This window comes from Mesorhizobium sp. M0408, assembly GCF_040321495.1.
Lineage (GTDB): Bacteria > Pseudomonadota > Alphaproteobacteria > Rhizobiales > Rhizobiaceae > Mesorhizobium.
On sequence record NZ_JAMYRO010000029.1, the window covers coordinates 25255 to 49982 of the forward strand.

At 61.0% G+C, this 24728-nt stretch carries 23 protein-coding genes and 1 tRNA gene; 9 read left to right on the forward strand and 15 right to left on the reverse strand.

The features are described from left to right. The first annotated feature begins 231 nt into the window (after window positions 1-231). Window positions 232-1044, forward strand: coding sequence for a DUF2189 domain-containing protein (locus NKI67_RS26860; protein ID WP_023678906.1), 813 nt, complete (start codon window positions 232-234; stop codon window positions 1042-1044). A gap of 66 nt (window positions 1045-1110) precedes the next feature. Here NKI67_RS26860 and NKI67_RS26865 read toward each other — a convergent pair whose 3' ends face one another. The 10 genes from NKI67_RS26865 to NKI67_RS26910 all read right to left on the reverse strand — a co-directional run bounded on the left by NKI67_RS26865 (window position 1111) and on the right by NKI67_RS26910 (window position 8879). Continuing rightward, complete coding sequence (locus NKI67_RS26865) at window positions 1111-1584, reverse strand: aminoacyl-tRNA deacylase (RefSeq protein ID WP_352647790.1); 474 nt, start codon at window positions 1582-1584, stop codon at window positions 1111-1113. Between the two features lie 144 nt (window positions 1585-1728). Further along, window positions 1729-2133 carry a cytochrome C oxidase subunit IV family protein gene (locus NKI67_RS26870; protein WP_352466992.1) on the reverse strand — a complete coding sequence of 135 codons (405 nt, stop codon included), beginning with the start codon at window positions 2131-2133 and terminating at the stop codon, window positions 1729-1731. A gap of 10 nt (window positions 2134-2143) precedes the next feature. Continuing rightward, entirely contained in the window at window positions 2144-2866 is a 723-nt protein-coding gene (locus NKI67_RS26875; RefSeq protein ID WP_352466991.1) for a heme-copper oxidase subunit III family protein, read from the reverse strand. A 13-nt stretch (window positions 2867-2879) separates the two neighbouring features. After that, window positions 2880-3584 (reverse strand): cytochrome c oxidase subunit 3, encoded by a 705-nt coding sequence (locus NKI67_RS26880; RefSeq protein ID WP_352466990.1) that lies wholly within the window; start codon window positions 3582-3584, stop codon window positions 2880-2882. Next, window positions 3581-5350 carry a cytochrome c oxidase subunit I gene (ctaD, locus tag NKI67_RS26885; protein WP_352470447.1) on the reverse strand — a complete coding sequence of 590 codons (1770 nt, stop codon included), beginning with the start codon at window positions 5348-5350 and terminating at the stop codon, window positions 3581-3583. The genes NKI67_RS26880 and ctaD overlap by 4 nt, the downstream gene beginning before the upstream one ends. Before the next feature lie 91 nt (window positions 5351-5441). Further along, complete coding sequence (gene coxB, locus NKI67_RS26890) at window positions 5442-6257, reverse strand: cytochrome c oxidase subunit II (protein ID WP_254818347.1); 816 nt, start codon at window positions 6255-6257, stop codon at window positions 5442-5444. A 59-nt stretch (window positions 6258-6316) separates the two neighbouring features. Beyond that, the gene (locus tag NKI67_RS26895) at window positions 6317-6505 is read right to left on the reverse strand and encodes a hypothetical protein (protein WP_352539754.1); all 189 of its coding nucleotides are present in this window, start codon (window positions 6503-6505) and stop codon (window positions 6317-6319) included. Between the two features lie 93 nt (window positions 6506-6598). Then, on the reverse strand, window positions 6599-7945 hold the full coding sequence (locus tag NKI67_RS26900) for a PQQ-dependent sugar dehydrogenase (protein WP_352647793.1): 1347 nt from the start codon (window positions 7943-7945) through the stop codon (window positions 6599-6601). Further along, on the reverse strand, window positions 7945-8394 hold the full coding sequence (locus tag NKI67_RS26905) for a DUF2231 domain-containing protein (protein ID WP_352647795.1): 450 nt from the start codon (window positions 8392-8394) through the stop codon (window positions 7945-7947). The genes NKI67_RS26900 and NKI67_RS26905 overlap by 1 nt, the downstream gene beginning before the upstream one ends. 128 nt (window positions 8395-8522) lie before the next feature. Further along, window positions 8523-8879 carry an SPW repeat protein gene (locus tag NKI67_RS26910; protein WP_023678896.1) on the reverse strand — a complete coding sequence of 119 codons (357 nt, stop codon included), beginning with the start codon at window positions 8877-8879 and terminating at the stop codon, window positions 8523-8525. Between the two features lie 494 nt (window positions 8880-9373). Here NKI67_RS26910 and NKI67_RS26915 point away from each other — a divergent pair, with 494 nt between their 5' ends. The 3 genes from NKI67_RS26915 to NKI67_RS26925 all read left to right on the forward strand — a co-directional run bounded on the left by NKI67_RS26915 (window position 9374) and on the right by NKI67_RS26925 (window position 14501). Beyond that, window positions 9374-10468: a glycosyltransferase family 4 protein gene (locus NKI67_RS26915; protein WP_352454464.1), complete on the forward strand. Its 1095-nt coding sequence runs from the start codon at window positions 9374-9376 to the stop codon at window positions 10466-10468. Window positions 10469-10705: 237 nt separating this feature from the next. Then, complete coding sequence (locus NKI67_RS26920; RefSeq protein WP_352647797.1) at window positions 10706-11572, forward strand: class I SAM-dependent methyltransferase; 867 nt, start codon at window positions 10706-10708, stop codon at window positions 11570-11572. 349 nt (window positions 11573-11921) lie between these two features. After that, the gene (locus tag NKI67_RS26925; protein WP_352647839.1) at window positions 11922-14501 is read left to right on the forward strand and encodes a bifunctional diguanylate cyclase/phosphodiesterase; all 2580 of its coding nucleotides are present in this window, start codon (window positions 11922-11924) and stop codon (window positions 14499-14501) included. 89 nt (window positions 14502-14590) lie between these two features. Here the strand turns inward: NKI67_RS26925 and radC are convergent, their stop codons facing one another. Beyond that, entirely contained in the window at window positions 14591-15337 is a 747-nt protein-coding gene (gene radC, locus NKI67_RS26930; RefSeq protein WP_352647799.1) for a RadC family protein, read from the reverse strand. Window positions 15338-15389: 52 nt separating this feature from the next. Further along, window positions 15390-16217, reverse strand: a complete 828-nt coding sequence (gene map, locus NKI67_RS26935; protein ID WP_352454462.1) for a type I methionyl aminopeptidase — start codon at window positions 16215-16217, stop codon at window positions 15390-15392. Between the two features lie 297 nt (window positions 16218-16514). Between map and NKI67_RS26940 the strand changes: the two genes are divergently transcribed. Then, a complete protein-coding gene (locus NKI67_RS26940; protein WP_352647801.1) occupies window positions 16515-16811 on the forward strand; it encodes a DUF982 domain-containing protein in 297 nt (98 codons plus the stop codon). A gap of 125 nt (window positions 16812-16936) precedes the next feature. Here NKI67_RS26940 and NKI67_RS26945 read toward each other — a convergent pair. The 3 genes from NKI67_RS26945 to phaC form a co-directional block, all read right to left on the reverse strand. Next, window positions 16937-17011: transfer RNA gene (locus NKI67_RS26945), tRNA-Glu, on the reverse strand. A gap of 174 nt (window positions 17012-17185) precedes the next feature. Further along, a complete protein-coding gene (locus tag NKI67_RS26950; protein WP_352647841.1) occupies window positions 17186-18298 on the reverse strand; it encodes a YcbK family protein in 1113 nt (370 codons plus the stop codon). A 327-nt stretch (window positions 18299-18625) separates the two neighbouring features. After that, window positions 18626-20461 (reverse strand): class I poly(R)-hydroxyalkanoic acid synthase, encoded by a 1836-nt coding sequence (gene phaC / locus NKI67_RS26955; RefSeq protein WP_352647803.1) that lies wholly within the window; start codon window positions 20459-20461, stop codon window positions 18626-18628. Between the two features lie 151 nt (window positions 20462-20612). Between phaC and NKI67_RS26960 the strand changes: the two genes are divergently transcribed. The 4 genes from NKI67_RS26960 to glpX all read left to right on the forward strand — a co-directional run bounded on the left by NKI67_RS26960 (window position 20613) and on the right by glpX (window position 24684). Beyond that, a complete protein-coding gene (locus NKI67_RS26960; RefSeq protein ID WP_352647805.1) occupies window positions 20613-20945 on the forward strand; it encodes a hypothetical protein in 333 nt (110 codons plus the stop codon). A gap of 40 nt (window positions 20946-20985) precedes the next feature. Further along, on the forward strand, window positions 20986-22203 hold the full coding sequence (locus NKI67_RS26965; protein ID WP_352647807.1) for an LL-diaminopimelate aminotransferase: 1218 nt from the start codon (window positions 20986-20988) through the stop codon (window positions 22201-22203). Window positions 22204-22243: 40 nt separating this feature from the next. Further along, entirely contained in the window at window positions 22244-23557 is a 1314-nt protein-coding gene (locus NKI67_RS26970) for a homoserine dehydrogenase (protein ID WP_352647809.1), read from the forward strand. A gap of 143 nt (window positions 23558-23700) precedes the next feature. Then, window positions 23701-24684 carry a class II fructose-bisphosphatase gene (gene glpX / locus NKI67_RS26975; protein WP_352647812.1) on the forward strand — a complete coding sequence of 328 codons (984 nt, stop codon included), beginning with the start codon at window positions 23701-23703 and terminating at the stop codon, window positions 24682-24684. Window positions 24685-24728: the final 44 nt, after the last annotated feature.

Below are 24728 nucleotides of genomic sequence, written 5' to 3' on the forward strand. Positions count from 1 at the left end.
CTTCCGTCCATGACCTTCACCTTCGACTAGAAGAGCATATCGAAGAACGGCGTCCGTAGCTAGTCAGGCTACCCGGGAGCTCCTACTCCCGGGCCTTCCTACAAAGCGCGACAAGTCCCCCGCATGAGAGTATATTGATCATGGTGCAGGTCGCGGTTTGCGTGGGCCAATCATGCAGAACGGCAGCACCGTAAAACGCGACCTTACCGGACCTGGTCTGGAGGAATGGTCATGGCAAGCTTTCACGTGATAGCAGGCGCCAGCGAGACGCTGGAACACACCAGAATTCGAAAAATCGGTGTCTCCGATCTTTTTGATGCGCTCAGGCGTGGCGTCGATGATTTCATGGTCAAACCGTCGCACATCGTTTTTCTCTGCCTGATCTATCCGATTGCGGGAGTCGTGCTTGCTGTCTGGACATCAGGTAACAACACGCTGCCATTGCTGTTTCCGCTTGTATCCGGCTTTGCACTGATTGGTCCGTTCGCGGCGATCGGCCTCTATGAGATCAGCCGGCGACGGGAAGCCGGGCTCGACGCCTCGTGGAGGCACGCCTTTGAAGTCAGGAGTTCTCCGGCACTGCCGGCTATTGCAGCGGTCGGCGTCATGCTGCTTGCGATCTTTATCGCCTGGCTTTTGACGGCCCAGATATTCTACCAGACCCTGTTCGGCCCGGCGCCGCCGCAATCGCTGTCCAGCTTCATCAGTGAAATATTCGCAACGGGACGCGGCTGGACGCTCATCATCCTGGGTCACGCCATCGGCTTCGTGTTCGCCGCGGTTGTGTTGTGCACCACGGTCGTCGCATTCCCGTTGTTGCTCGACCGCGATGTCGGCGCCTACGAAGCCATCCACACCTCGGTGCGCGTTGTCCTGGCCAACCCGATCGTGATGGCCGTGTGGGGCCTTATCGTCGCCGTCGCCCTGATCGTCGGCTCGCTGCCAGTGTTCGCCGGGTTGGCAGTCGTGCTGCCGATCCTTGGTCATGCGACCTGGCATGTCTATCGGAAAGTTGTGGAATCGCCGCCGGCCACCAGACCGTGAGCTGAAAAAAACCTGCCCTGCGCGCACCGGTGAAAGTGCCGGTGCGGGCAGGGTGGGGCAGAGCTTTCAATAGGCCGGGTGGCTGAAACGGGCCTGGCGCGCGCCCTTTGTCAGGTCGCGGAAATCCTTGCCGCTCACATGCACCAGCGTCCTATGGTCACCGCCCTCGAAATAGATTTCGGGAGCGTCGCCGAGGCTTTCATCGAGGACCACTGGCACATCATAGGCAGCGCCGATCGGCGGCACAGCGCCGACATCGCAATCGCCGAACAACGAGACCACCTCGTCTTCGGAGGCAAGTCCAAGAGGCTTGTCCATGACATCCTGCAATGTCGCGAGTTCTATCCTGTGCGTGCTTGGAACCACGGCGAGCGCGTAGCCACGGTCGTGGTGAACAACCACCGATTTGGCCATTATGCTGCCAGGCACATGTGCCGCAATGGCAGATTGTCTGCTTGTCGCCGTGCGGTGATGCTCGACGGTGTCGTAGGAAATTCCTTTCCTATCGATGAAGTCCTTCAGTCTGTTTGCGATGGTCATCTTGGGCGCCCCTTGCTGGTGTTCGCGACGCATGTGGAAACGCCGGCATCGCCTGTCGTTTCCGATACCAACAGAAATGGACCAGCCGTGGATTGTTTCAAGGCGAAGGCTCCAGGACCGGACCGCCTGGATCCGGATTGCATGTCAGGGCCCGGCCCCGAAAAACGCCATTCGGGTGAGAAGCGTGTAGTCCGCTTCGAAGACCATCATCGTCACGAACACCAGCACCAGCACCGGCGGCAGGATGATTGCATATGTCAGCGCCAGCCGTTCCCAGGCCATGTGCATGAAGATGGCGACGATCAGCCCTGCCTTGAGGATCATGAAGATCAGGATCAGCGACCATCTGAGATAGCCGTGGAGACCGAAATAGTCGACCAGATAGGAGCAGGTGCTGAGGATGAACAACCACGCCCAGACCACCAGATAGAGCTTGATCGGGTGCTCCTGATGAACCTCCGCCGGGGTAAACCCGGTCGTCGTCGCATCATGGGTATGGGCGCTGTCCAGCGCATGCTGTCCCAGGCCGTTTGCGGTTGCTTCAGCCATGTCCTGCCTCTCACCAAAGATAGAAAAATGCGAAAATGAACACCCAGACCAGGTCGACGAAATGCCAGTAAAGCCCCATGATTTCGACGTTCTCGTAGCGGCCCCTCCGGCTGGTGAAGAAGCCGGGCCGTCCGACATCGTAATCCCCGCGCCAGACCTTTCGCGCCACGATGATCAGGAAGATCACCCCGATCGTCACGTGCGTGCCGTGGAAGCCGGTGATCATGAAAAAGGATGCGCCGAACTGGGCAGCGCCCCAGGGATTGCCCCAAGGCCGCACGCCCTCGGTGATCAGCTTGGTCCATTCGAAGGCCTGCATGCCGACGAAGGTCGCGCCGAGTGCTGCGGTCAAGAGCATCAGCACTGCCGTCTTGCGGCGGTCGCGGCGGTAGCCGAAATTGACCGCCATGGCCATCGTTCCGCTGCTCGAGATCAGCACGAAGGTCATGATGGCGATAAGGATCAGTGGAATGTCGGAGCCACCGATGCGCAGGGCGAAGACCTCGCTCGGATTGGGCCACGGCACGCGTGTTGAGATACGCGCGGTCATGTAGGAGAGCAGGAAGCAGCCGAAGATGAACGTGTCGCTGAGCAGGAAGATCCACATCATGGCCTTGCCCCAGGACACGTTTTTGAACGCCCGCTGATCCGAGGACCAGTCGGCGGCGATGCCTTGCAAGCCTGCGGGCCGCAGCTCTGTTCGGCCGATGTGGGCCAGTGTCGTCTCTGCCATCCGCCCATTCCTCCTAGGTCAGCAACCCTCGGCAAATGTCGATTAAAGTCGAAGCCCAGCCGGCCAGAAGCGCAAAGATGGCGAGCCAGATGAAAAGCAGGAAATGCCAGTACATGGCGCACAGCTCGACACTGAGGCGAAGCCGCTGCGGCTGCGCTCCGTTCCAGGCGCCGACGCTCGTTCTGCCCAGCCCGACCAGTCCTCCCAGTATATGCAGGCCATGCATTCCCGTTAGCAAGTAGAAGAAGCTGTTGGCCGGATTGGATGCCAGAAAATAGCCGTCCGCACTCAGTTCCCGCCATGCCACAAGCTGTCCAATCAGGAAGACGAGCGCCGTGAGTCCAGCGGTGGCGAGGCCAAGCCTGACCATGTCCACTTGACCCTTGCGCGCCGCGAGCGAAGCGCACTGTATCGCAATGCTGCTCAAGACCAGTACGCCGGTGTTAAGCCAGAGCAGGGGCGGGATGGGCAGCGGCCGCCAATCCGACAGCGCCATGCGCATGAAATAAGCACTGGTGAACAGCGCGAACAGGCAGCCGACGACGGCAAGGAAGACGCCGAGACCGATCTTTGCGGTCGGCAGCGCCGATCGGTCCAGAGCGACAAAATCCCCGATCATACCTTGCTCGAGCCACGGCTTCGTCATTAGCCGCTGATGGGAAAGCCACCACCCGGCAATACCGGCGATCACGAGCAGGAAGACCAGGATTACGCTCATGCCGGCTCCCTGGAGGGCGCGAAGGAGCCCGGAACGTTTTGCGGTATGAAGTCCTCCTTGGCTCCCGGTACGCTGTAGTCATAGGCCCAGCGATAGACGATCGGCAGATCCTTGCCGAAATTGCCGTGGGCGGGCGGTGTTTCGGGCGTCTGCCACTCGAGCGTCGTTGCCCGCCACGGATTGCCGCCAGCCTCACGGCCATGGCGGATGCTCCAGATGAGATTGAACAGAAACACAATCTGAGCAAAACCGACTATAAAAGCCATGATGCTGATAAACGAGTTCAGGTGGTGGGCCGATTCCGTCATGATCGTCATGTCGGTCAATTCGTTGTACCGCCGCGGCACGCCCATCAAGCCGAGATAGTGCATGGGAAAGAAGATCAGATAGGCGCCGAGGAAGGTGACCCAGAAATGGAACCGGCCCAGTGTCTCGTTCAGCATCCGGCCGGTGACCTTCGGATACCAGTGATAGATCGCTCCGAAGATTACGATGATCGGGGCAACCCCCATGACCATATGGAAATGGGCGACGACGAACATCGTGTCCGACAGCGGAACGTCGACGACGACATTGCCAAGAAATAGCCCAGTCAACCCGCCATTGACGAAGGTGACGATGAAGGCCAAGGCAAAAAGCATCGGGATGGTGAGGTGGATGTCACCGCGCCACAGCGTCAGCACCCAATTGTAGACCTTGATGGCTGTTGGGACGGCGATGATCAATGTCGTTGTGGCGAAGAAAAAGCCGAAATAGGGATGCATGCCACTGACATACATGTGGTGCGCCCAGACCACGAAGCTCAGCGCGCCGATGCCGACGATGGCCCAGACCATCATGCGGTAGCCGAAGATGTTCTTGCGCGCATGGGTGCTGATCAGGTCGGATACGATGCCGAAGGCCGGAAGCGCCACGATGTAGACCTCCGGATGGCCGAAGAACCAGAACAGATGCTGGAACAGGATCGGGCTGCCGCCGCCGTGCTGCAACTGTTCGCCCATCTCGACGATCGCCGGCATGAAGAAGCTGGTGCCGAGCGCCCGGTCGAGCAGCATCATCACGCAAGCAACGAACAGCGCCGGGAAGGCGAGCAGCGCCATGACGGTGGCGGTGAAAATACCCCAGACAGTAAGCGGAAGGCGCATCAGCGTCATGCCGCGCGTGCGCCCCTGCAGCACCGTCACGACATAGTTCAAGCCGCCCATGGTAAAGCCGACGATGAACAGGATCAGCGAGACAAGCATCAGGATGATGCCCCAGTCCTGGCCGCCTGGCGTACCGGTCATGATCGCCTGCGGCGGATAGAGCGTCCAGCCGGCACCCGTCGGTCCGCCGGGCGCAAAGAAGCTCGACACCAGGACCAGCACGGCGAGCAGATAGATCCAGTAGCTCAGCATGTTGACATAGGGAAAGACCATGTCGCGAGCACCAACCATCAACGGGATCAGATAGTTGCCGAAGCCGCCCAGGAAGAGTGCCGTGAGCAGGTAGATCACCATGATCATGCCGTGCATGGTGATGAACTGGTAGTAGGCTTCCGGGGTGATGAAGTCGAATGTGCCGGGGAAGCCGAGTTGCAGCCGCATCAGCCAGGATAGCACCAGCGCGACCATGCCGATCGCTGTCGCCGTCGCCGAATACTGGATGGCGATGACCTTGGCGTCCTGCGAGAAAACGTATTTCGTCCACCAGCTGTGCGGATGGTAGAGTTCCATTTCCGCGACTTCGGCCGGCGGTACCGCATCTGCAGGTGTGATATCGACCATAGGAACACCTCCGTGCCCTTTTCGGCCAGCCCGACAGCTCGGGCTTGCCGCATTAATTTCAATCCCGACGGCGCGCCGTCGTTCCGGCTTCCTACTCTGCCGAGCCCATCTGCTGGGGGGCGGACAGCTGCGCAAAAGTCTGCTGCTGGCCAAGCCACGCCAGATAGTCTTCCTGAGTATCGACCATGACCACGCCATGCATCATCGGATGTCCCTGGCCGCAGAGTTCGGCACACAGGACCTGGAAGGTTCCGGTCTTGGTCGGAGTGAACCAGAAATAGGTGACCGAGCCCGGGATCATGTCCATCTTGGCGCGGAATTCCGGCACGTAGAAATCGTGCAGCACATCGATCGAGCGGAGCAGCATCTTGACCGGTTTGCCTACCGGGAGGTGCAGGTCGGCCGCTTCCACTACGACATCGTCCTGACCGTTGGCATCGGTGGCGATGACGCCGAGTGGATTTTCAGCGTTGACGTCGCGAGTGTCGGATGTGCCGAGCTTGCCGTCCTTGCCGGGGAGGCGGAAACTCCATTGCCACTGCTGGCCGACGACTTCGACCTCGGTTGCGTCGCTTGGAACGTTAACGAACCGGCTCCAGACGAACAGGCCTGGAACGAGCAAAGCGGTGACGCCAACCGCGGTGACGACCGTCAGCCAGGATTCGAGCCGCCTGTTCTCAGGTTCGTATGCCGCCTGATTGCCTTCCCGATGACGGAAGCGGAAGACGCAATAGGCCATGAAAAGAACCACGGCGGCGAAGACGACACCGGTGATCCAGAAAGTTATGATGATGGTGTTGTCGATATAGTCCCAGTTCGAGGCAATCGGCGTCCACCACCATGGGCTCAGGAAGTGGAACAACACCGAGCCCACGACTATCAGAACGAGTACAAGCGCAACGGCCATGTCCCGGTTCCTCCCGGTATTCCAAGCGGCGCAAGCCGTCCCGGGAAATACCAAGTGCATCATAACTTGATTTGCGATGAAAATTCTAGAGCCGGCTGTGGGAAGGGCAAAAATACCATTTCGCCGCGCTGGCGGTCCTTCGGTTCGGCGGTGATCAGCGGCAGGCCCTCATCTATTTCCAGCTCACCCGCCCGATGCGGCCACGCGGCAAACATCGTCAGCGTGGAGTAGCCGGCAATGGCGGGCACGCCGAATGCGCCTAGCAGAACCACCGGAACGGCGATCGTCGGGGATCCCTCCACCTGCTCGACCGACAGCTCGACGAAGGGAGTGGAGCCACTTTATTGGCCGACAGATGTCACCCGCCAAACTGTGTTGCCGACGTCGTCGGCGATGAGCAGGGCCCCGGTTTTGTCGACAGCCAGGCCGACAGGCCGGCCGCGCGCCTTGTTGTCCTTGTCCAGGAAGTCAGTCACCACGTCGGTAGCGACGCCGCTCGGACGGCCGCCGCTGAATGGTACGAACACTACCTTGTAGCCATTGAAGCGCGTGCGGTTCCAGCTGCCATGCTCGCCAACGAAGGCGCCGCCGCGATATGCCTCGGGAAGGCTGGTTGCCGTATAGAAGGCCAGTCCCAGAGGGGCGACGTGGGAACTCAGTGCATAATCCGGAACGATCGCTTTTGCGACCAGGTCCGGACGTTGGGGCATGACGCGGGGATCGAGATGCTGGCCGTAATAGCTGTATGGCCATCCGTAGAAGCCGCCATCCTTTACCGAGGTCAGATAATCCGGCACGAGATTGGGGCCGAGCTCGTCGCGCTCATTGATCACTGCCCAGAGCGCCCCGGTCTGCGGCTCCCAGCTCAGGCCGTTTGGATTGCGCAAACCGCTGGCGAAAATGCGCGACCGGCCGGTGGCCCTGTCTACCTGCCAGATGGCGGCGCGGTTCTTCTCCGCCTCGATGCCGTTTTCGGCGACGTTGCTGTTCGAGCCGATGCCGACATAGAGCAGCGAGCCGTCGGGGCTTGCCACCAGGCTCTTCGTCCAATGGTGGTCGATCGGGCCGCCGGGCAGGGCGGTTAGCGGCGTCCCGGGCGCGGTGATCTTTGTGTCACCGGTGTTGTAGGGATAGCCGACGATGGAGTCGGTATTGGCGACGTAGAGATCGCTTCCCACCAGCGCCACGCCAAAGGGGGAGCTCAGGTGGTCGAGGAATACGCTGGTCAGCTCCGGCTTGCCATCGCCATCGGTGTCGCGCAGCAGCGTAATGCGGTTGCTTGGGCCGCTGTCGCCGCCCGAGGTGACCCAGGATTCGATCCAGCCCATCACCAAATCCTTGGGCCGTTTGATCGGTTCGCCACCCGGCGCCTTGGACTCGACCACCAGGACGTCGCCATTGGGCAGCACGTAAAGCGACCGCGGATGCTGCAAGCCGTGGGCATAAGCCTGGATCTGCAGCCCCTGCGCGACGGTCGGCTTTTCGTCGTTCTTCCATCCGACCACGGAAGCGAGATGCATGGGCGGGAAGAAATATTGGATCGGCTCCGGCAGGTTTGGATTCGGCCCTATCTGACTGCTGGGATCCGGGTCGTTGCCGCTGCACGCTGCAAGAGTGATCGCCGCAGTGCAAACGAGGACGGACACCGCGATGCGCCTGGTCTGACCGATGGAGCTTGCTATGCGCATCAATCCGCCACTCCGACGTGATGCCGGTACACCATGGACCAGCCCAGCCAACCAGTGAAGATGAGGATGAGCACGACAACCGCCGAGAGGATCAAGCCGGTAGGAACGATGGAGGTCCATGCATCGCGGGTGTGCACGAGCATGTTGATGATGGATAACGCCAGCGCCAGAAGATTGCCGAGCACGTGCGGCCAGGCGGGGGGCTGTGCCCTTATCAGCGGATTGGCCAGGAAATCGATCAGCCCCGCGATCGCTGCTAGGCAGCCCATGATCACGCCGACGGTAACCAGCCAAGCGGAGAAGTCAGCCCACATCACCTCCGCTGTTCGCCAATAGGCTAGATCCGTCAGCAGGGTGCCGACGAAGCAGGCGATCGGAAATGGCACGAGCATCGGATGAATAGGATGTCCCGCAATCCTGGCCGTCGAACGCGGATTGTCACCGACCATAATGCGCCATCCTTCCTATTCTCGTCCAAACAACCGCCTGCCCGGCCTCCGGCGGCTGTTGCCGAGAGACCGGCAGACGATCGATAGATCCGTCAGGCCCAAAAAAGGGCGCTGGCTGGCTGCGCCTGTTAGGCGGCGGACTGGGTCGGCGGGTTCTGATACATCATCCAGAGCTCGATCGCCGCCAGCACGGCGACCAGAATGCCGATCACGACATGCACGGTCATCGCCGTGGTCGCCTGGAATCCAAGCACCCAAGGCGATGCGAGAACCCACAGTCCGACGACCAGGTTCACCCACTCTTCCCACACGGCAAATGCTGCGAGGGCGGCAACCGAAAGCACGACGATCAAGATTCCGCTGCCGAGGGCGTTCTGCGTCTGCGGGCCTGCCGCAAATGCGAAGATCCAGGGAGAGAAGAACAGAATTGCCCCAAGGATCAGGTTGGCTACGTCACAGAGCCTGGCGTTTGTCCACTGGTTCATGGCATCCTCCATAAGGAGCGTTTATGGCTCCCGAGTTCGGCAAGGTGGTGCCTGAGTTCGGCGCGATACGCCCGAAGCCGCTCACTCCGTGTCGCGGCAGTGCCCTTGCCCGGCCGGAGTTGCGCATGTGGCGAACTCCAGTCAAATCCGGCTATCTAACTGAATTCCGGGCTTTATGTTCCATTGGGCACCGGCACGCCTGGATCAATTGATGGTGATCGAACAAATCCAAACCTGCCTGTCAGGGGGCGGCGGGGCCGCGGCGCGTAGCTCATTCTGTCTTTTTATCGAGCCGGTGAAACATTTCTCATGGATCGCAGTTCTTGGATCCAGAGGAGTTGAATAAGGGCAACCTGATTGCACGGGAGGAGCGCGGACGGCACAACTATAAATACGCTCTGCATAGAATACTTCGCAACTGGAAGCTCTCGCTTGTCTTGGTTGCCGCCGAAGCTTGTTTGAAAGACGGCGGTCGCCGCCGAAAAGATTTCTAAATGAAAATAGCCCAGATCGCACCGCTAACCGAATCCGTGCCGCCCCGAACCTACGGTGGAACCGAGCGAATTGTTTCGTATCTGACCGAAGAACTTGTCCGACAGGGCCATGAGGTGACGCTGTTCGCCAGCGCCGATTCTCGTACCTCAGCCGAGCTGGTGCGATGTTGCGACGTCGCGCTGCGCCTGAACCCAAGGGTCCAGGACGGTGGTCCGCACCATGTTATGATGCTTGAACGGGTGCGCCGGCGAGCCGATGAATTCGACGTTTTACATTTCCACGTCGATGTTCTGCACTTCCCCATAATTCGGGATTTTGCCAGACGAACGGTTACCACGCTTCACGGCAGGCTCGACCTGCCCGATCTGGCGCAGCTTTATGCGATGTTCGACGACGTTCCCCTGGTCTCGATTTCCTTCGACCAGCGCCGGCCCATGCCGCCCGTCAATTGGGTTGGAACCGTGCATCACGGCCTGCCCCGCGATCTTCTGCCATTCCACCCGAACACCTCTGGCTATCTTGCGTTTCTCGGTCGCATCTCGCCGGAAAAGGGGCCGGAAACGGCTATAGAAATAGCAGCGCGGGCCGGGTTTCCCCTGAAGATCGCCGCCAAGATCGACAAGGTGGACCAGTCGTTCTGGAAAGAAAGGGTCGAGCCGCAAGTGCTGCGGCATTCGAACGTGGAGTTCATTGGCGAGATCGATGAGCGGCAAAAGGCGGATTTTCTGGGCAATGCGATAGCGCTTTTGTTTCCGATCGACTGGCCGGAACCCTTCGGGCTCGTAACGATCGAAGCAATGGCCTGCGGTACGCCGGTGGTTGCGTTCCGGCGTGGCGCCGTCCCGGAGATCATCGATGACGGTGTGTCCGGATGGATCGTGGATACGGTGGAGGAAGCCGTGGGCGCGCTCCGGCGCATAGACAGCCTCGATCGCGCACGAGTGCGGCAGACGTTCGAGAAGCGGTTCACGGTCGAGCGCATGTGCAGCGATTATGTGGCACTCTACCGAGCACTCACGAGCGGCACGGCAGACGCAGTTGCCCCCACAAACGAGCTCTCCAGAAATATCGCGATGGTGGCTGTGCCGGGCTGAGGAACCGACTAATCCACATACAGACCACGACGGCGGAGTCCGGGAGCGCCTGCGGGGTCTTGTCGCCGGGCGCGGCGATCGCGCCAGAAGCCTTTGATCAGCAGCAAGCCTTCCCGGGGCTAATGCTTTCGCGAGCGGCGGCGCACTGCCGCCCGGTCCGGATTGACGCGCGCTGCTTTCGCTGCAAAGGTGTTTTAACGACTTGTTTACCATGCGTCAGTCAGGGGTGGGGGGAATTTGGAACGGTTTCTGGGCGCGAACCGCCTTAATTGGGATGATCGGGCCGAACTGCACTCGACCGACACAACGGGCAGCTACCACATCGAGAATGTGCTGGCCGGCGGATCCAATCTCTATGAGCTGGAAACGCGCGAGCTCGGCGATATCGCCGGCAAGGATATCGTCCACCTGCAGTGTCACATCGGTCTTGACACGATCAGCCTGAAGAATCTCGGCGCAGGCAGCGTGACCGGGCTCGACTTTTCACCGACGGCGATCGTGGCGGCGCGGGATTTTGCTGCGAAGGCAGGCACCGACGTGCGCTTCGTGGAAGCGCCACTGTTCGAGGCGCTGGAAGCGCTCGGCCGGACCTTTGATATCGCTTACGTTACTTGGGGTTCGGTAAACTGGCTGGACGACGTGTTCCGTTGGGCGCGGGTGGTTGCCGATCTTCTGCGACCCGGCGGCCGTCTCTACATGGCCGAGGGCCATCCATTGATGTTTCAGTGCGATCGAAAGGCCGCGGCCCTGGAATTGAAGCACGATTGGCGAACGCCGATAGCTCGGCCGCTCGCCTGGAACGAGGAACTGACCTACACCGGCGATGATCGCATCTTGAAGCATCCTCGCTATTATGAATGGATCCACCCGATCAGTGACGTGGTGAATGCGCTGATTTCAGCTGGTCTGACGCTCGATTTTCTCAATGAGCATGACACGGTTTCGTGGCAGCACTTTTCATTTGCCGTGCGGGCCGGCAAGGATATGTACGGCTTGCCGGAGAACTCTCCCAAGATACCGATGGCCTATTCCATTGGCGCGACGAAGCGCAGCGTCGGCAAGATACCATACCTTGTGTCTCCCAAGGCGATTGAGGGGCACTAGTCCAGGTCAATGCTCTGACCTACTCGGGTCGGAGCGTCGAAATGTGCAATGGCGCTCGTGCGCCTCGATCTTCCGAGCAAGGCTGATCTAGCTGGCGTTTCATGTTGGTCCGCATCGTGCAGCCCGCCTTCAGCATCGCTGTCGGTATCGCAGCCGGCGTCAGCCGTCGGAAAATGAAATTTCTCAGGAGTATGAAGGTCAAATTAAACATTGAAAGCTAATGTTCCTCATCGGGTCGACCCCGAGAACCTGAAAATGGCACTTGAGGAATCGCCTATTGGCTTTTTTCCGCGCTAGGTTCAACGGCATCAAGGAGGCCGTCTTTTCGTCGGCAAATATTCCGGCGGCGATCGCGTTTGTCGTCATCCTTGTCAGCGCAGCGTTCGCGGAGCACCAGAACAAAATCGTCTCGGACCAGGCCGTCCGTGCGGACGTGCTGACCAAGGTCAATCTCATCCGCGCCAAGCTCGAAGGCAATATCAATGGAAACCTCCAGCTCGTGCGTGGACTGGTCGCCGCGGTCGTGACCGAGCCCTATATGGGACAGCAACGCTTCGCCTCGCTCGCGAGCAATCTGTTTGGCGCCGACTCGCAATTGAACGATATTGCCGGCGCGCCCGATCTGGTCGTTTCCCTTATGTATCCGATGGAGGGTAACGAGCAGGCGATGGGTCTGGACTACCGCAAGAACGAGCGGCAGCGTGCGGCTGCGCTAAGGGCGCGAGACGAACGCAAGCTGGTGCTTGCCGGTCCCGTCGACCTGAAACAGGGAGGACAAGGCTTCATCGGCCGCTTTCCGGTCTTCGTGCCGAGCGCTGGCAATACGGAAAGGTTCTGGGGTATCATTTCCGCCGTTGTCGACGTGCAGCGCCTTTACAGAGCGAGCGGCTTGCTTGACGACGATCTCGGGATCGACGTAGCGCTGATCGGCAGGGACGCCCTCGGTCACCGAGGTGGTCAATTCTACGGCAATGAGGAGATCAGCAAAAGCGATCCCGTGACGGCTGACGTTTTGCTTCCTTCCGGCTCGTGGCAGCTCGCGGCCATTCCCAAAAATGGCTGGCCTTCGACGCCAAGCAACGCATGGTTGTTGCGCGCGATCATGGCGACGGCCGGAGCCTTGGTTGTGTTCCCTTTCCTGGTCACAGGCCGCCTGATTGGCGAAAGACAGCGCAATTATGCGGAATTGCGTCGATTGTCACGACGCTTGGAACTCGCTCTGGAAGCTTCGGCTATTGGGGTTTGGGAACACGATCTCGCGACCAACGAGCTTACGTGGGATGATCGCGTCAACGAAATATATGGCAAACCAACCGGCGAGCACCGGGGCTACCCAGACTGGGCGGGAGCAATCCACCCAGATGATTTGGCTGGCGCCAACGCGGACTTCGACAGGGCGGTGGCCAGCGGAAGACCATATTTGTCGGAGTACCGGATTGTGCGTCAGGATGGCGAGATCCGTCATGTCCGGTCCAAGGCGATCCTTTACCGGGTCGCAAACGACACCCCAAAAATGATCGGCGCGGAATGGGACGTGACTGCCGACGTCCTGCTGAACAAGGATCTGGTTCGTGCAAAACAGCTGTCCGAGTCGAAAAATGCAGAACTCGAGTCGGCCAAAGCGCGCATAGAGCACATCGCGCTTCATGATTCGCTGACCGGCTTGCCCAACCGGCGTTACCTCGACCAGGTACTGGAACATTACGCGGCAAACGCCAGGCGCTCAGGCGGGCACGCGGCACTGCTTCACATAGATCTGGATCGGTTCAAGCACATCAACGATACGCTGGGCCACGCCGCCGGTGACGCGATGTTGGTTCACGCGTCAACCGTGCTCAGGTCGAAGGTCGGCGACGAGGGATTCGTCGCCCGTATCGGAGGAGACGAATTCATCGTTCTGTGCGTGGTGCGCGACGATACCAAGCAACTGGCGCTGCTCGCCGACCGCATCATCAGCCAGATGCGCGAACCCGTCTACTATCAGGGTCATCGATGCCGTTTTGGTGTCAGCGTGGGAATCGCTGTCGATAACGCAAAAGATGTCGAAGCCAAACACCTGCTGGTGAACGCCGATATCGCCCTTTACCGAGCAAAGGGGCGGGGCCGCAATCGATACGAATTCTTCACCGACGCGATGCAAAGCGAAATCGTCGATACTAAGCGGATTGCCGACGAAATTCTCGGCGGCCTCGAGCGCAACGAGTTCATCCCCTTCTACCAGCCCCAATTTGACGCAAAGACGCTCGAAATCGTTGGGGTTGAGGCGCTGGCGAGGTGGAAACATCCAACAAAGGGTATTTTGGCGCCCGACGTCTTCCTGAGAATTGCAGAAGAACTGAACGTCGTCTCGATCATCGACCAAGCCATATTGAAGCAATCGCTTTCGGATTTCGAAGAGTGGTCCGCTGCAAAACTTCACATTCCGCGGGTGTCGGTCAATGTCTCGGCCAGGCGCCTTCAAGACGAGGAGCTCATCAAGAGCCTGCGAGAACAAAATATCAAGAAAGGAACAGTTTCGTTCGAGCTTGTTGAGTCGATTTTCCTGGACGAGAACGACGACCTTGTCACCTGGAATATCGAGCAGATAAAAGAGCTGGGGATTGACGTCGAAATAGACGATTTTGGTACCGGCTACGCTTCGATGGTCAGTTTGCTGAAGTTGCAGCCGCGCCGGCTGAAGATAGATCGGCAGCTGGTCACCCCAATCGTCAAATCTCCGCAGAGAAGGCAGGTTGTCTCGTCGATCATTGAAATCGGCAAGTCGCTGGGTATCGAGGTCGTGGCGGAAGGCGTCGAGACGATGCAGCATGCACGGCTACTCAAGGGCCTAGGCTGCGACATATTGCAGGGTTATGCGTTCGGCCACGCATTCGATTCCGAGGGACTTAAGACCTTTGTCAGATCGCGGCGCCTGCGCACGGCCAGCTGAGCCTCGGCGCCAGAGTTTTATCGAGCCGACCGCCTTGACGTTGCGGTCCATAGGCGCACAGCGGACAAAGCAGAAAACAACGCCAAACCTCAGATCAGCAGCAGGCCCTTCATGCTGGAGTGGCCTTTCCTGCCGATGATGATGTGGTCGTGAACGGCAATGCCAAGCGGTTTGGCCGTCTCTATGATCAGCTTGGTCATCTCGATGTCGGCGCGCGACGGCGTCGGGTCTCCCGACGGATGGTTATGCGCCAGAATGATCGCCGTGGCGGAGAGCTCCAAGGCGCGCCTGACCACCTCGCGCGGATAGACCGGTGTGTGGTCGACGGTGCCGACCTGCTGGACTTCGTCGGCGATCAGCGCGTTTTTCTTGTCGAGGAACAGGATGCGGAACTGCTCGCGCTCCTCGAAGGCCATCACCGACCGGCAGTATTCGAGAACCTGCGTCCAGGTCGACAACAGCTCGCGGCCGGCGATCTCGCCGCGCGCCATGCGCTGCGCCGTTGCCGCAACCACCTTGAGGTCGAGCGCCACCGCCGGGCCGATGCCCTTCACCTCCTGCAGGCGCTCGACGGGCGCACCGAGGACCTCGGCCAATGTACCGAAGCGTGCCAGCAATGCCTTGGCGACAGGCTTGGTGTCGGCGCGCGGGATCAGCCGAAACAATAAAAGCTCGAGCAGTTCGTAGTCGGGGAGGGTGTTGGTACCGGCGGCGAAGCGCTCGCGCAGGCGGTCGCGATGGCCGAGATAATGCGGCTTGTTGGCGGCCACCGCCTTCGCGGGCGATCGCACTGGCCTTTCGGGAAAGAAGGCCCGCTCGTCGTCGTCACCATTCATGACTGCCCCACCCAGCATTTGCCGGGCAAGGTAACGCCCGATCTGCCAGACACTAGGCCCGCAGGCCGGGGCGGTCGAGGTTTTTTGGCGACAGCGTGAAGATCTCGCAGCCGGTCTCGGTGACGCCGATCGTGTGCTCGTACTGCGCCGACAGCGAACGGTCGCGCGTCACCGCGGTCCAGCCGTCCGACAGCACTTTCACATGCGGCCGGCCGAGATTGATCATCGGCTCGACGGTGAAGATCATGCCCGGCCGCATCTCGACGCCTTCGCTGGCGCTGCCGTAATGCAGGATATTCGGCGCGTCGTGAAACAGCCGGCCAACCCCGTGGCCGCAGAAATCGCGCACCACCGAGCAACGCTCGGCTTCGGCATAGGTCTGGATGGCGGCGCCGATGGCGCCGGTTCGGGCGCCCGGCTTGATTGCCGCGATGCCGCGCATCAGGCACTCATACGTGACTTCGAGCAGCCGCTCCGCGGCACGCTTGATCGTGCCCACCGGATACATGCGCGAGGAGTCGCCATGCCAGCCGTCGAGGATATAGGTGACGTCGATATTGACGATGTCGCCATCCTTCAACGGCTTGCTGTCGGGTATGCCGTGACAGACGACGTGGTTGATCGAGGTGCAGGATGATTTCGTGTAGCCACGGTAGTTGAGCGTCGCCGGAAGCGCGCCATGGTCCATCCCGAACTCGAAGACGAAGCGATCAATCGCTTCGGTGGTGACGCCGGGCGCCACAATCGGTACCAGTTCGTCGAGGCAGCGCGCGGTGAGATCACAAGCCTTGCGCATGCCGACAAAACCTTCCTCGTCGTAAAGACGGATCTGGCCGGTGTTTCTGAGCGGTGCCGTGGCGGCGTCGAGATAGGTGACCATTTTTGTCCGTCTTGCAGGGATGCGAGGCGTGGATGAGCCCCGCGAGAGAAATCCCCCCAGATTTGGCACTGGAAAGCGCAAGGTTCAAGGACGAACTGCCGGCGACGGCCGAAGACCGGCGATATTCATGCCTGGGAGCATTCTCCTTGCCTGCAGCGGCTCATGCTTCCGCCGGGTTCATCTGGCTACCGCAGTGACGACACATTTCTAGGCGAGAAGTCGGCCCAAGCGTTAGCCGCCACGGCAACTTTTTGCGACGAACGGCGCTGCTGCGGGGGTCGGTTCGGGAGAGATCGAATGGACAGACTGCAATTCGAGGTGCCGGTGCGGATCGCGCCTGTGCCCGGCCAGCCGGTCGAGGAAATCTACAGTGTCGAGCAGGCGCTCGATTTCCTGCAAACGTGGCCGGTTCGCCGGAAGGGACCAACCTACCAGGCCGCGTTCAATGCCTGTTTTGGCGCCACGGTGGACATCGTCGAGACCGAAGACGCATGGCGGGCCTTCATGGCCTTTTGCCGGGTGAGCCGCCTGCTTGCCAGGGACATGATGGTTCCGCGCAAGCGCGGCGGCGAGGCGAGGGGACTGCGGGCGTAGACAGCCTTCGACGTAGTCCTCAGTCGTCTTCGCCTCTTGTTGCCGACATCCCTATCAGAGTGGCGGGTCCAGCAAAGCTTGCGCAGCATCACGCTGGCGATAGACATAATGCCAAGTTGAAATGCTGGTACGCCCAAGGGGAATCGAACCCCTGTTACCGCCGTGAAAGGGCGGTGTCCTGACCGCTAGACGATGGGCGCGCTCAGATGTGAGCGCTTATAGTTGCGTCGCGACAAACCGGCAACCCGTCTGCCGCCGGCTGCGACAACTTTTTTCCTTTGGCTCCAAACCGCGTCTTTCCGACAGCCAAGCTGGTTTTTGCGGCATGATGCAACGCCGCCGAAGGGCCTTCGCGGTGACGGAAGATCCTCGCCCTAGCCGCGCCTGCGGCAGCGCCAGTTCCAGTCGCGCTCCGGTCCGACATCGACGTGAACGGATTCGGTGTGGCAGTAGGTGCCGACGCCGCCGCGGCCCGGCATGGTGCGGATGTAGCTCGCCAGTTCCCACTTCGAGACGCCGGGGACCTGGATGTCGGCGGCGGCGCAGTACATGTGCAGCGAATTCTTGGCGCCGTTGGCGCGGCGGTTGCGGGTCGGATCGCGATAGCCGGAGGTGACCGTCATCTTGCGGCCGTAGTGGCCTTCGATCGTCTTCAGCACGCGAACCAGCGACGGCTTCAAGCAGGCGACATCGACGCTTTCGTTCTGTTTCAGGAGGCCGTTGGGCGCCAGCCGGGCAAGGCCGGCGGCGGAGGCGACCTGGTAGGCGCCACCCGAACCTTCGTCTTCGTTGAGATCGACGTCACTCTCATCGTCGAGGCCGGATTTGCGCTTGATCTCGAACAGCGCCGTCTGTCGCACGCCGGGCAGCGCATCGGCCGTGAAGTGGCTGGTATCGCCCGTCGACACCAGCTGCACCGGCTTTTCAGCCGGGTTGGCCGAAGCCAGGGTCACGGTAGGTTTTGCCGCAGGCGTCGCCTTGGCCTGCATGACCGTTGGCTGCCCGCCCGATCTGCTGTTGGCCGGCGATGCTGCCGAAGCGGGGGTGGCGCTGAACAGCGAGGCCAGGAAGTTTTTCTTCGGTGCGTAGGCCTGTGGCTGCGGCATCTCACCGGCGGTCACATAGACCGGGTTGTTCATCGCCGGCGCGGCGGCCTTGGCGTCGGGCTTCGATGCATCAGCACTGTTCTGCGCCACGGCCTGTTCGGCCGTCTGGGCGTTTGGTTGCAGCGGCTGCGGCGTGTGTGCCGCGATCGTCTCGGCTGCCGTGGGGACGGCGATCGGGAAGCCAGCGTCGAGCTTGGCCCCTGGCTTGGCCACCGGCACATAGGCGACCTGCTCGGGAAGGTTGGCGTCGCCGTCGGCATTCATCGTCATTTGTGCGCTTGTCATCTGCGACGATGATGCGGCCGTGTTGGCCTGGGGCGCACCGGCGGCCGTGCTGATTTCGGTAGCCGAGGTATTGTAGCCTGGCATGCCGACCGACATGGTCGGGTCGCCGGCCGAGGTGCAGGACGCCAGGAGCACCGAGAAAAGCGCCGCCACAATGGCGCGGCTTTCTCCCTTCGCGAGGCGCGATCCTGCTGATCTCAAAACAAAATTCCCCCTCGATATCCGACCGGTTCGTCATTGGCGCGGCGTCGAAACGCCTCGTCGAAATGACCCTTGTTCCCCGAACCGGAAACGAGACCTGTGTCAAATCTGCAAGCCTCAAAGTAATTTGGCGGCTAGAGGATGAATCAAGGCTGCTCAGGGTTGACGGCACCATTTCGCCCGCTTTTGGCGGCGCGTCAACTCACCACACATTACAGATGGTTACACGCGCACCTTGACATAGGTGCCGGGGGCTTCGCCTAGAACTTGCATATGCTCGCCCGGTTTGCGGGCCGGTACGCGGGTATTGTCCTTGGCTTCGATCCAGCGTTGCCAGTGCGGCCACCAGGAACCGGGATGGTCGGTGGCCCCGGCGAGCCACTGGTCGAAGTCGCCGGCCGGCTTGCCGCCGGTCCAGTAGTGATATTTCTGCGCTGCCGGCGGATTGACGACCCCGGCGATGTGGCCGGAGCCGGCCATGACGTAATCGACCTCGCCGCCGAAATATTTCGAGCCGAGGAATACCGACAGCGCCGGCGCGATATGGTCCTCCTTAGAGGCGAGGTTGTAGACCGGCATGGTAACGTCCTTCAGCGAAACCGTGCGGCCCGCCAGTTCCATCATGCCTTGCGAAAGCCTGTTCTCGAGATAGCAATTGCGCAAATAGAAAGAATGGTTGGCAGCGCCCATGCGGGTCGAATCGGCATTCCAGTAGAGCAGGTCGAAGGGCAGGGGATCCTTGCCGCGCATGTAGTTGTTGACGACATAGGGCCAGATCAGGTCGCCCGAGCGCAGCATGTTGAATGCAGTCGCCATCTTGGTGCCGTCGAGATAGCCTTTTTCGTTCATCGCCTTTTCGACGGCCGCGACCTGTTCCTCGTCGACGAACACTTTTAGATCGCCGGCATAGGTGAAATCGACCTGGGTGGTGAAGAAGGTCGCCGATTTGATGCGGTGGTCGCCTTCCTGCGCCATCAGCGCCAGGGCCGCCGCCAGAAGCGTGCCGCCGACGCAATAGCCGATGGCGTTGACGTCCTTTTCGCCGGTGGCCTTCTCGATCGTGTCGAGGCCGTATTGCAGGCCCTCCCTGATATAGGCCTCCCAGCTCTTGGCGCCGTGCCGCTCGTCCGGGTTAATCCAGGAGATTACGAACACGGTGTGGCCTTGCTCGACCGCCCAGCGAATGAAGGATTTTTGCGGGTTGAGGTCGAGGATGTAGTATTTGTTGATCCATGGCGGGCAGATCAGCAGCGGCCGCTTGAGCACGGTGTCGGTAGTCGGCTCGTATTGCAGGATTTCGGCGACGTCGCTGCGGCCGACCACCTTACCCGGGGTGGCGGCGAGATTCTTGCCGATCTCGAAGGGCGAATAATCTGCCTGCCGCAGCTTCAGGTCACCCTTGCCCGCGGCGATGTCCTCGGCAAGCATCTTCATGCCGCGCACCAGGTTTTCGCCGTTGGAGGCGACAGTCTCGCGAAACAATTCCGGATTGGTCAGGATGAAATTCGACGGCGAGATGGCATTGGACACCTGCTTGACATAAAAGCCGGCCTTGTGGCGGGTGTGCTCGTCCAGGCCGTCGGCGTGCTCGACCAGTTCGGCCGCCCAGCGCGAGGTGACCAGATACGCCTGTTTGACGAAATCGAAGAAGGCGTTGCGGCCCCATTCCGGGTCCTGGAAACGCTTGTCACCGCGCTCGGGCTTGACCGCGTCCTCGGCGTCCTCGGCGCCGGCGCCGATGCGCTGGACGGCGTTGGCCCAGACGGTCATGTAGCCGGAAAACAGCCGCGTTTGCGCCTCCAGCGCGCGCTGCGGGTCGGAGAGCCAGTACTCGGTGAGCTTGGAGAACGTCTTCACCATGTCGACGACCGGCTCGGCGACGTGATCGCGCACCTCGCCCTTTTCCCGCGGCTCGGCCCATGCCGAGGCGGCCTTTCCGGCCTGCTCGATCATGCGGGCCATGTTCAGAGCGAAGCGCTCCGGGTCCTTCACCAGATATTGCTCGACGGTCGAAGGTTGGTCATCTTCCGCTTTGCCCGAATCGGGTGTTTTGGACATGGTTCGCGGGGTTCCTCCCGAAGCGTTTTGTTGACATATTACCATGGGATATCGAACAGGGTCCAATGTGCTCTAACCCGGCCGCCAGGAAAACAATATGACGATTAATATTGGCAAGAACGTTTTTTCCGGCACTGGTCGTTTTTGCCGCATGGCGCTCGTGCTGTTGGCGATGGCCGGTTGCACGAGCAGCAACATGGAAGGTGCGGCGCCCGCCACCGGCCTTGTCGGCGCGAAGGACACCGGTTCCTATCCGAACCTGAACATCCGGCCGCAGGTGGCGGCCGAGCAATTCACCGACGAGGAAAAGAACGCCAAGCTCGCCCAACTGAAGGCCGAGGAGCAGAGCCAGGCCGCCAAGGGCGGCGGCGTCAAGGTTGCGGACCAGGCAGCGCTGGACCAGCTGGCAAAAAAACACGGCGCCGAGGCGCTGAAGCAGATCGAAGGCAAATGCGACCCCGCTCTCGACCCTAGTTGCAAATAAGCTTATACGCGCGACCGCAACCTCACTGTCTGGAACTGCCATGGAAGAATTTCACAAGGTCCGCCGGCTTCCGCCCTATGTCTTCGAACAGGTCAACCGGCTGAAGGCCAGCGCCCGTTCGCGCGGCGCCGACATCATCGACCTTGGCATGGGCAATCCGGACCTGCCGACGCCCAAGGCCATCGTCGACAAACTCTGCGAGGTGGTACGCGATCCGCGCACGCACCGCTATTCGTCGTCGCGCGGCATTCCGGGCCTGCGTCGTGCCCAGGCCAACTACTATGCCCGCCGCTTCGGTGTGAAGCTCGACCCGGACAGCCAGGTGGTGGCGACGCTCGGCTCGAAGGAGGGCTTTGCCAATATGGCGCAGGCGATCACCGCCCCCGGCGATGTGATCCTGTGCCCCAACCCGACCTATCCGATCCACGCCTTCGGCTTCATTATGTCAGGCGGCGTCATCCGCTCGCTGCAGGTCGAGCCGGACGACGGCTTCATCCCGGCGTTGGAGCGCGGCATCCGCCATTCGATCCCGAAGCCGCTGGCACTGATCCTCAATTATCCATCCAACCCGACGGCACTGGTCGCTTCGCTCGATTTCTACAAGGAGGTGGTGGCCTTCGCCAGGAAGAACGACATCATCATCCTGTCGGATCTTGCCTATTCGGAGATCTATTTCGACGGCAATCCGCCGCCTTCGGTGCTGCAGGTGCCGGGCGCCATAGACGTCGCCGTCGAGTTCACCTCGATGTCGAAGACCTTTTCGATGCCGGGCTGGCGCATGGGTTTTGCGGTCGGCAATGAACGGCTGATCTCGGCGCTGACGCGAGTGAAATCCTATCTCGACTACGGCGCCTTCACGCCAATCCAGGTGGCGGCGGCGCATGCACTCAACGGCGACGGCGCCGACATCGCCGAAGTGCGCGACGTCTACCGCAAACGCCGCGATGTCATGGTCGACGCTTTCAGCCGCGCCGGCTGGATCATTCCCGCACCGGCGGCTTCGATGTTCGCCTGGGCGCCGATCCCGGAGCCGTTCAAGCACCTGGGCTCGCTTGAATTCTCCAAGCTCCTGATCGAGCACGCCGACGTCGCGGTGGCGCCGGGCGTCGGCTTCGGCGAGCATGGCGACGATCACGTGCGCATCGCGCTGGTCGAAAACGAGCACCGGATCCGGCAAGCGGCGCGCAATATCAAGCGCTTCCTCGCATCCAGCGCCAAGCAGCCGAATAACGTCGTGCCGCTCGCCGCGCATCGCTGATTTTCTACACATCAACCGACTGAATGGGGCGTCGCCGGACATGGCTGAAGCGTTGCGTGTTGGAATTGCCGGGCTCGGCACCGTCGGTGCGTCTGTGGCCCGCGTGCTGCGCGACAAGGCGGCCGAACTGACGCGGCAGTGCGGACGCGACATCGTCGTGTCGGCGGTTTCGGCCCGCGATCCCAAACGCGACCGCGGCGTTGATCTTGGCACAGCACAGTGGTTCGACGACGCCGTCAAGATGGCGCAGACCGCCGAGATCGACGTGTTCGTCGAGCTGATCGGCGGCGACGAAGGCCCATCACGCTCGTCCGTCAAGGCGGCGCTCGAGGCCGGCCGCCATGTCGTCACCGCAAACAAGGCGTTGCTTGCCAAACACGGCGTAGCATTGGCCGAGATCGCCGAGAGGAAAGGCGTGCTGCTCAATTACGAGGCGGCGGTGGCCGGCGGCATTCCGGTTATCAAGACAATGCGCGAGGCGATGGCTGGCAATTCGGTGACCCGCGTTTTCGGCATCCTCAACGGTACCTGCAACTACATTCTGACGCGCATGGAAGCCGAGGGCCTGTCTTTCGATGCCTGCCTGAAGGATGCGCAACGGCTGGGCTATGCCGAAGCCGACCCGACCTTCGACATCGAGGGTCACGACACCGCGCACAAGCTGTCGATCCTGACCAGCCTTGCCTTCGGCACGAGGATCGCCGCCAACGATATCTACATGGAAGGCATCTCCAACATCAGCCAGGCCGACATCCGCGCGGCCGGCGATCTCGGCTACCGGATCAAGCTGCTTGGCGTCGCCCAACGCACCGAAAGCGGCATCGAGCAGCGCGTGCACCCGACCATGGTGCCGACGGCCTCGGTCATCGCGCAGGTGCACGGTGTCACCAATGCGGTGGCGATCGAAACCGACATCCTCGGCGAATTGCTGCTTTCCGGCCCTGGCGCCGGCGGCAACGCCACCGCGTCGGCGGTGATCGGCGACATTGCCGATATCGCCAAGAGCCGGCCTGGCTTCCAGCATGGTCCGGTCTTCGGCCGGCCGGCGAAGGAATTGAAGCCTTACAAGAAGGCGCTAATGCGCAGCCATGCCGGCGGTTATTTCATCCGGCTGACCGTGCACGACCGCCTCGGCGTTTTCGCGGCAATAGCCAAGCGCATGGCCGACAACGACATTTCGCTGGAATCGATCGTCCAGCATGCCGCCGGGCCGGAAACCGAGGCACAGAAGACCGTCATCCTAGTGACCCACGAGACGACCGAGGCGGCGGTGCGCAAGGCCGTCGACGGCATCACCAGGGACAGCCTTCTGACCGACAAGCCGCAAGTCATCCGCATCGAGCGGGCCGGATAGCAGTCTCACATTTTGCGTTTAATCGATTGATATTGCTGCGCTTTCAAAAAGGTCCAGCGCAGGTCTTGCTGTTGTCACGGGGCTTTGACACAAGAAGCGCGTCTCTGGCGGGAGGCTAAACTGCCAACGAGGATTGTCCATCGATGAATGTGGCCCAGAACATTGTCGCCGGCCTCGACCGGATACTGACCATGGAATTGGTGCGCGTCACCGAACGCGCCGCGGTCGCGGCCGCCAGATTGCGCGGACGCGGCGACGAGAAAGCCGCCGACCAGGTCGCGGTCGATGCCATGCGGCAGGAGCTCAACCGTCTTGCCATCAACGGCACGGTGGTGATCGGCGAGGGCGAGCGCGACGAGGCGCCGATGCTCTATATCGGCGAGGAGGTCGGTACCGGCAAAGGCCCGGCTGTCGACATAGCGCTCGATCCGCTCGAAGGCACGACGATCTGCGCCAAGAACCTGCCCAACGCATTGGCCGTTATCGCCATTGCCGAAAAAGGCAGCCTTTTGTTCGCGCCGGACGTCTATATGGACAAGATCGCGATCGGCCCGGGCTATGCCGACGGCATCATCGACATCGATGCCTCGCCGGCCGAAAACATCGCCAGCCTGGCCAGGGCCAAGGGCGTGCCGGTGGCGGAGATCACCGCCTGTATTCTCGACCGGCCACGCCATGGCGCCTTGATCAAAGCCGTGCGGGCGACCGGAGCCGCAATTCGTCTGATCGGCGATGGTGATGTCGCCGGGGTCATCCATACCACCGACCCGGACGAGACCGGCATCGACATCTATCTCGGCACCGGCGGCGCGCCGGAAGGCGTGCTCGCAGCTGCCGCCTTGCGCTGCACCGGTGGCCAGATGCAGGGCAAGTTGATCCTCGATACGCCGGAAAAGCTGGCGCGCGCCGCCAAGATGGGCATCTCCGACCCTAAACGGATCTACCACACGCAAGACATGGCACGCGGCGACGTGCTGTTTGCCGCGACCGGCGTCACCGACGGCAATATGCTGGCTGGCGTCAAGTTCGGCCGCAATTTCATCACCACGCACACGATCGTCCTGCGATCGTCATCGCGGACCGTGCGCGAAATCAAGGCCAGGCACCAGGATCTGGAAAAGTTTTGATTTCGACTCAGCTAGCCGTTGCATACTGTGCGCAATGACAAATT

Coding starts and splice junctions, on each gene's coding strand:
- NKI67_RS26860 (WP_023678906.1), top strand. CDS start 232: ATGGCAAGCTTTCACGTGATAGCAGGCGCCAGCGAGACGCTGGAACAC.
- NKI67_RS26865 (WP_352647790.1), bottom strand. CDS start 1,584: ATGACCATCGCAAACAGACTGAAGGACTTCATCGATAGGAAAGGAATT.
- NKI67_RS26870 (WP_352466992.1), bottom strand. CDS start 2,133: ATGGCTGAAGCAACCGCAAACGGCCTGGGACAGCATGCGCTGGACAGC.
- NKI67_RS26875 (WP_352466991.1), bottom strand. CDS start 2,866: ATGGCAGAGACGACACTGGCCCACATCGGCCGAACAGAGCTGCGGCCC.
- NKI67_RS26880 (WP_352466990.1), bottom strand. CDS start 3,584: ATGAGCGTAATCCTGGTCTTCCTGCTCGTGATCGCCGGTATTGCCGGG.
- ctaD (WP_352470447.1), bottom strand. CDS start 5,350: ATGGTCGATATCACACCTGCAGATGCGGTACCGCCGGCCGAAGTCGCG.
- coxB (WP_254818347.1), bottom strand. CDS start 6,257: ATGGCCGTTGCGCTTGTACTCGTTCTGATAGTCGTGGGCTCGGTGTTG.
- NKI67_RS26900 (WP_352647793.1), bottom strand. CDS start 7,945: ATGCGCATAGCAAGCTCCATCGGTCAGACCAGGCGCATCGCGGTGTCC.
- NKI67_RS26905 (WP_352647795.1), bottom strand. CDS start 8,394: ATGGTCGGTGACAATCCGCGTTCGACGGCCAGGATTGCGGGACATCCT.
- NKI67_RS26910 (WP_023678896.1), bottom strand. CDS start 8,879: ATGAACCAGTGGACAAACGCCAGGCTCTGTGACGTAGCCAACCTGATC.
- NKI67_RS26915 (WP_352454464.1), top strand. CDS start 9,374: ATGAAAATAGCCCAGATCGCACCGCTAACCGAATCCGTGCCGCCCCGA.
- radC (WP_352647799.1), bottom strand. CDS start 15,337: ATGAATGGTGACGACGACGAGCGGGCCTTCTTTCCCGAAAGGCCAGTG.
- map (WP_352454462.1), bottom strand. CDS start 16,217: ATGGTCACCTATCTCGACGCCGCCACGGCACCGCTCAGAAACACCGGC.
- NKI67_RS26940 (WP_352647801.1), top strand. CDS start 16,515: ATGGACAGACTGCAATTCGAGGTGCCGGTGCGGATCGCGCCTGTGCCC.
- NKI67_RS26950 (WP_352647841.1), bottom strand. CDS start 18,298: ATGTCGGTCGGCATGCCAGGCTACAATACCTCGGCTACCGAAATCAGC.
- phaC (WP_352647803.1), bottom strand. CDS start 20,461: ATGTCCAAAACACCCGATTCGGGCAAAGCGGAAGATGACCAACCTTCG.
- NKI67_RS26960 (WP_352647805.1), top strand. CDS start 20,613: ATGGCGCTCGTGCTGTTGGCGATGGCCGGTTGCACGAGCAGCAACATG.
- NKI67_RS26965 (WP_352647807.1), top strand. CDS start 20,986: ATGGAAGAATTTCACAAGGTCCGCCGGCTTCCGCCCTATGTCTTCGAA.
- NKI67_RS26970 (WP_352647809.1), top strand. CDS start 22,244: ATGGCTGAAGCGTTGCGTGTTGGAATTGCCGGGCTCGGCACCGTCGGT.
- glpX (WP_352647812.1), top strand. CDS start 23,701: ATGAATGTGGCCCAGAACATTGTCGCCGGCCTCGACCGGATACTGACC.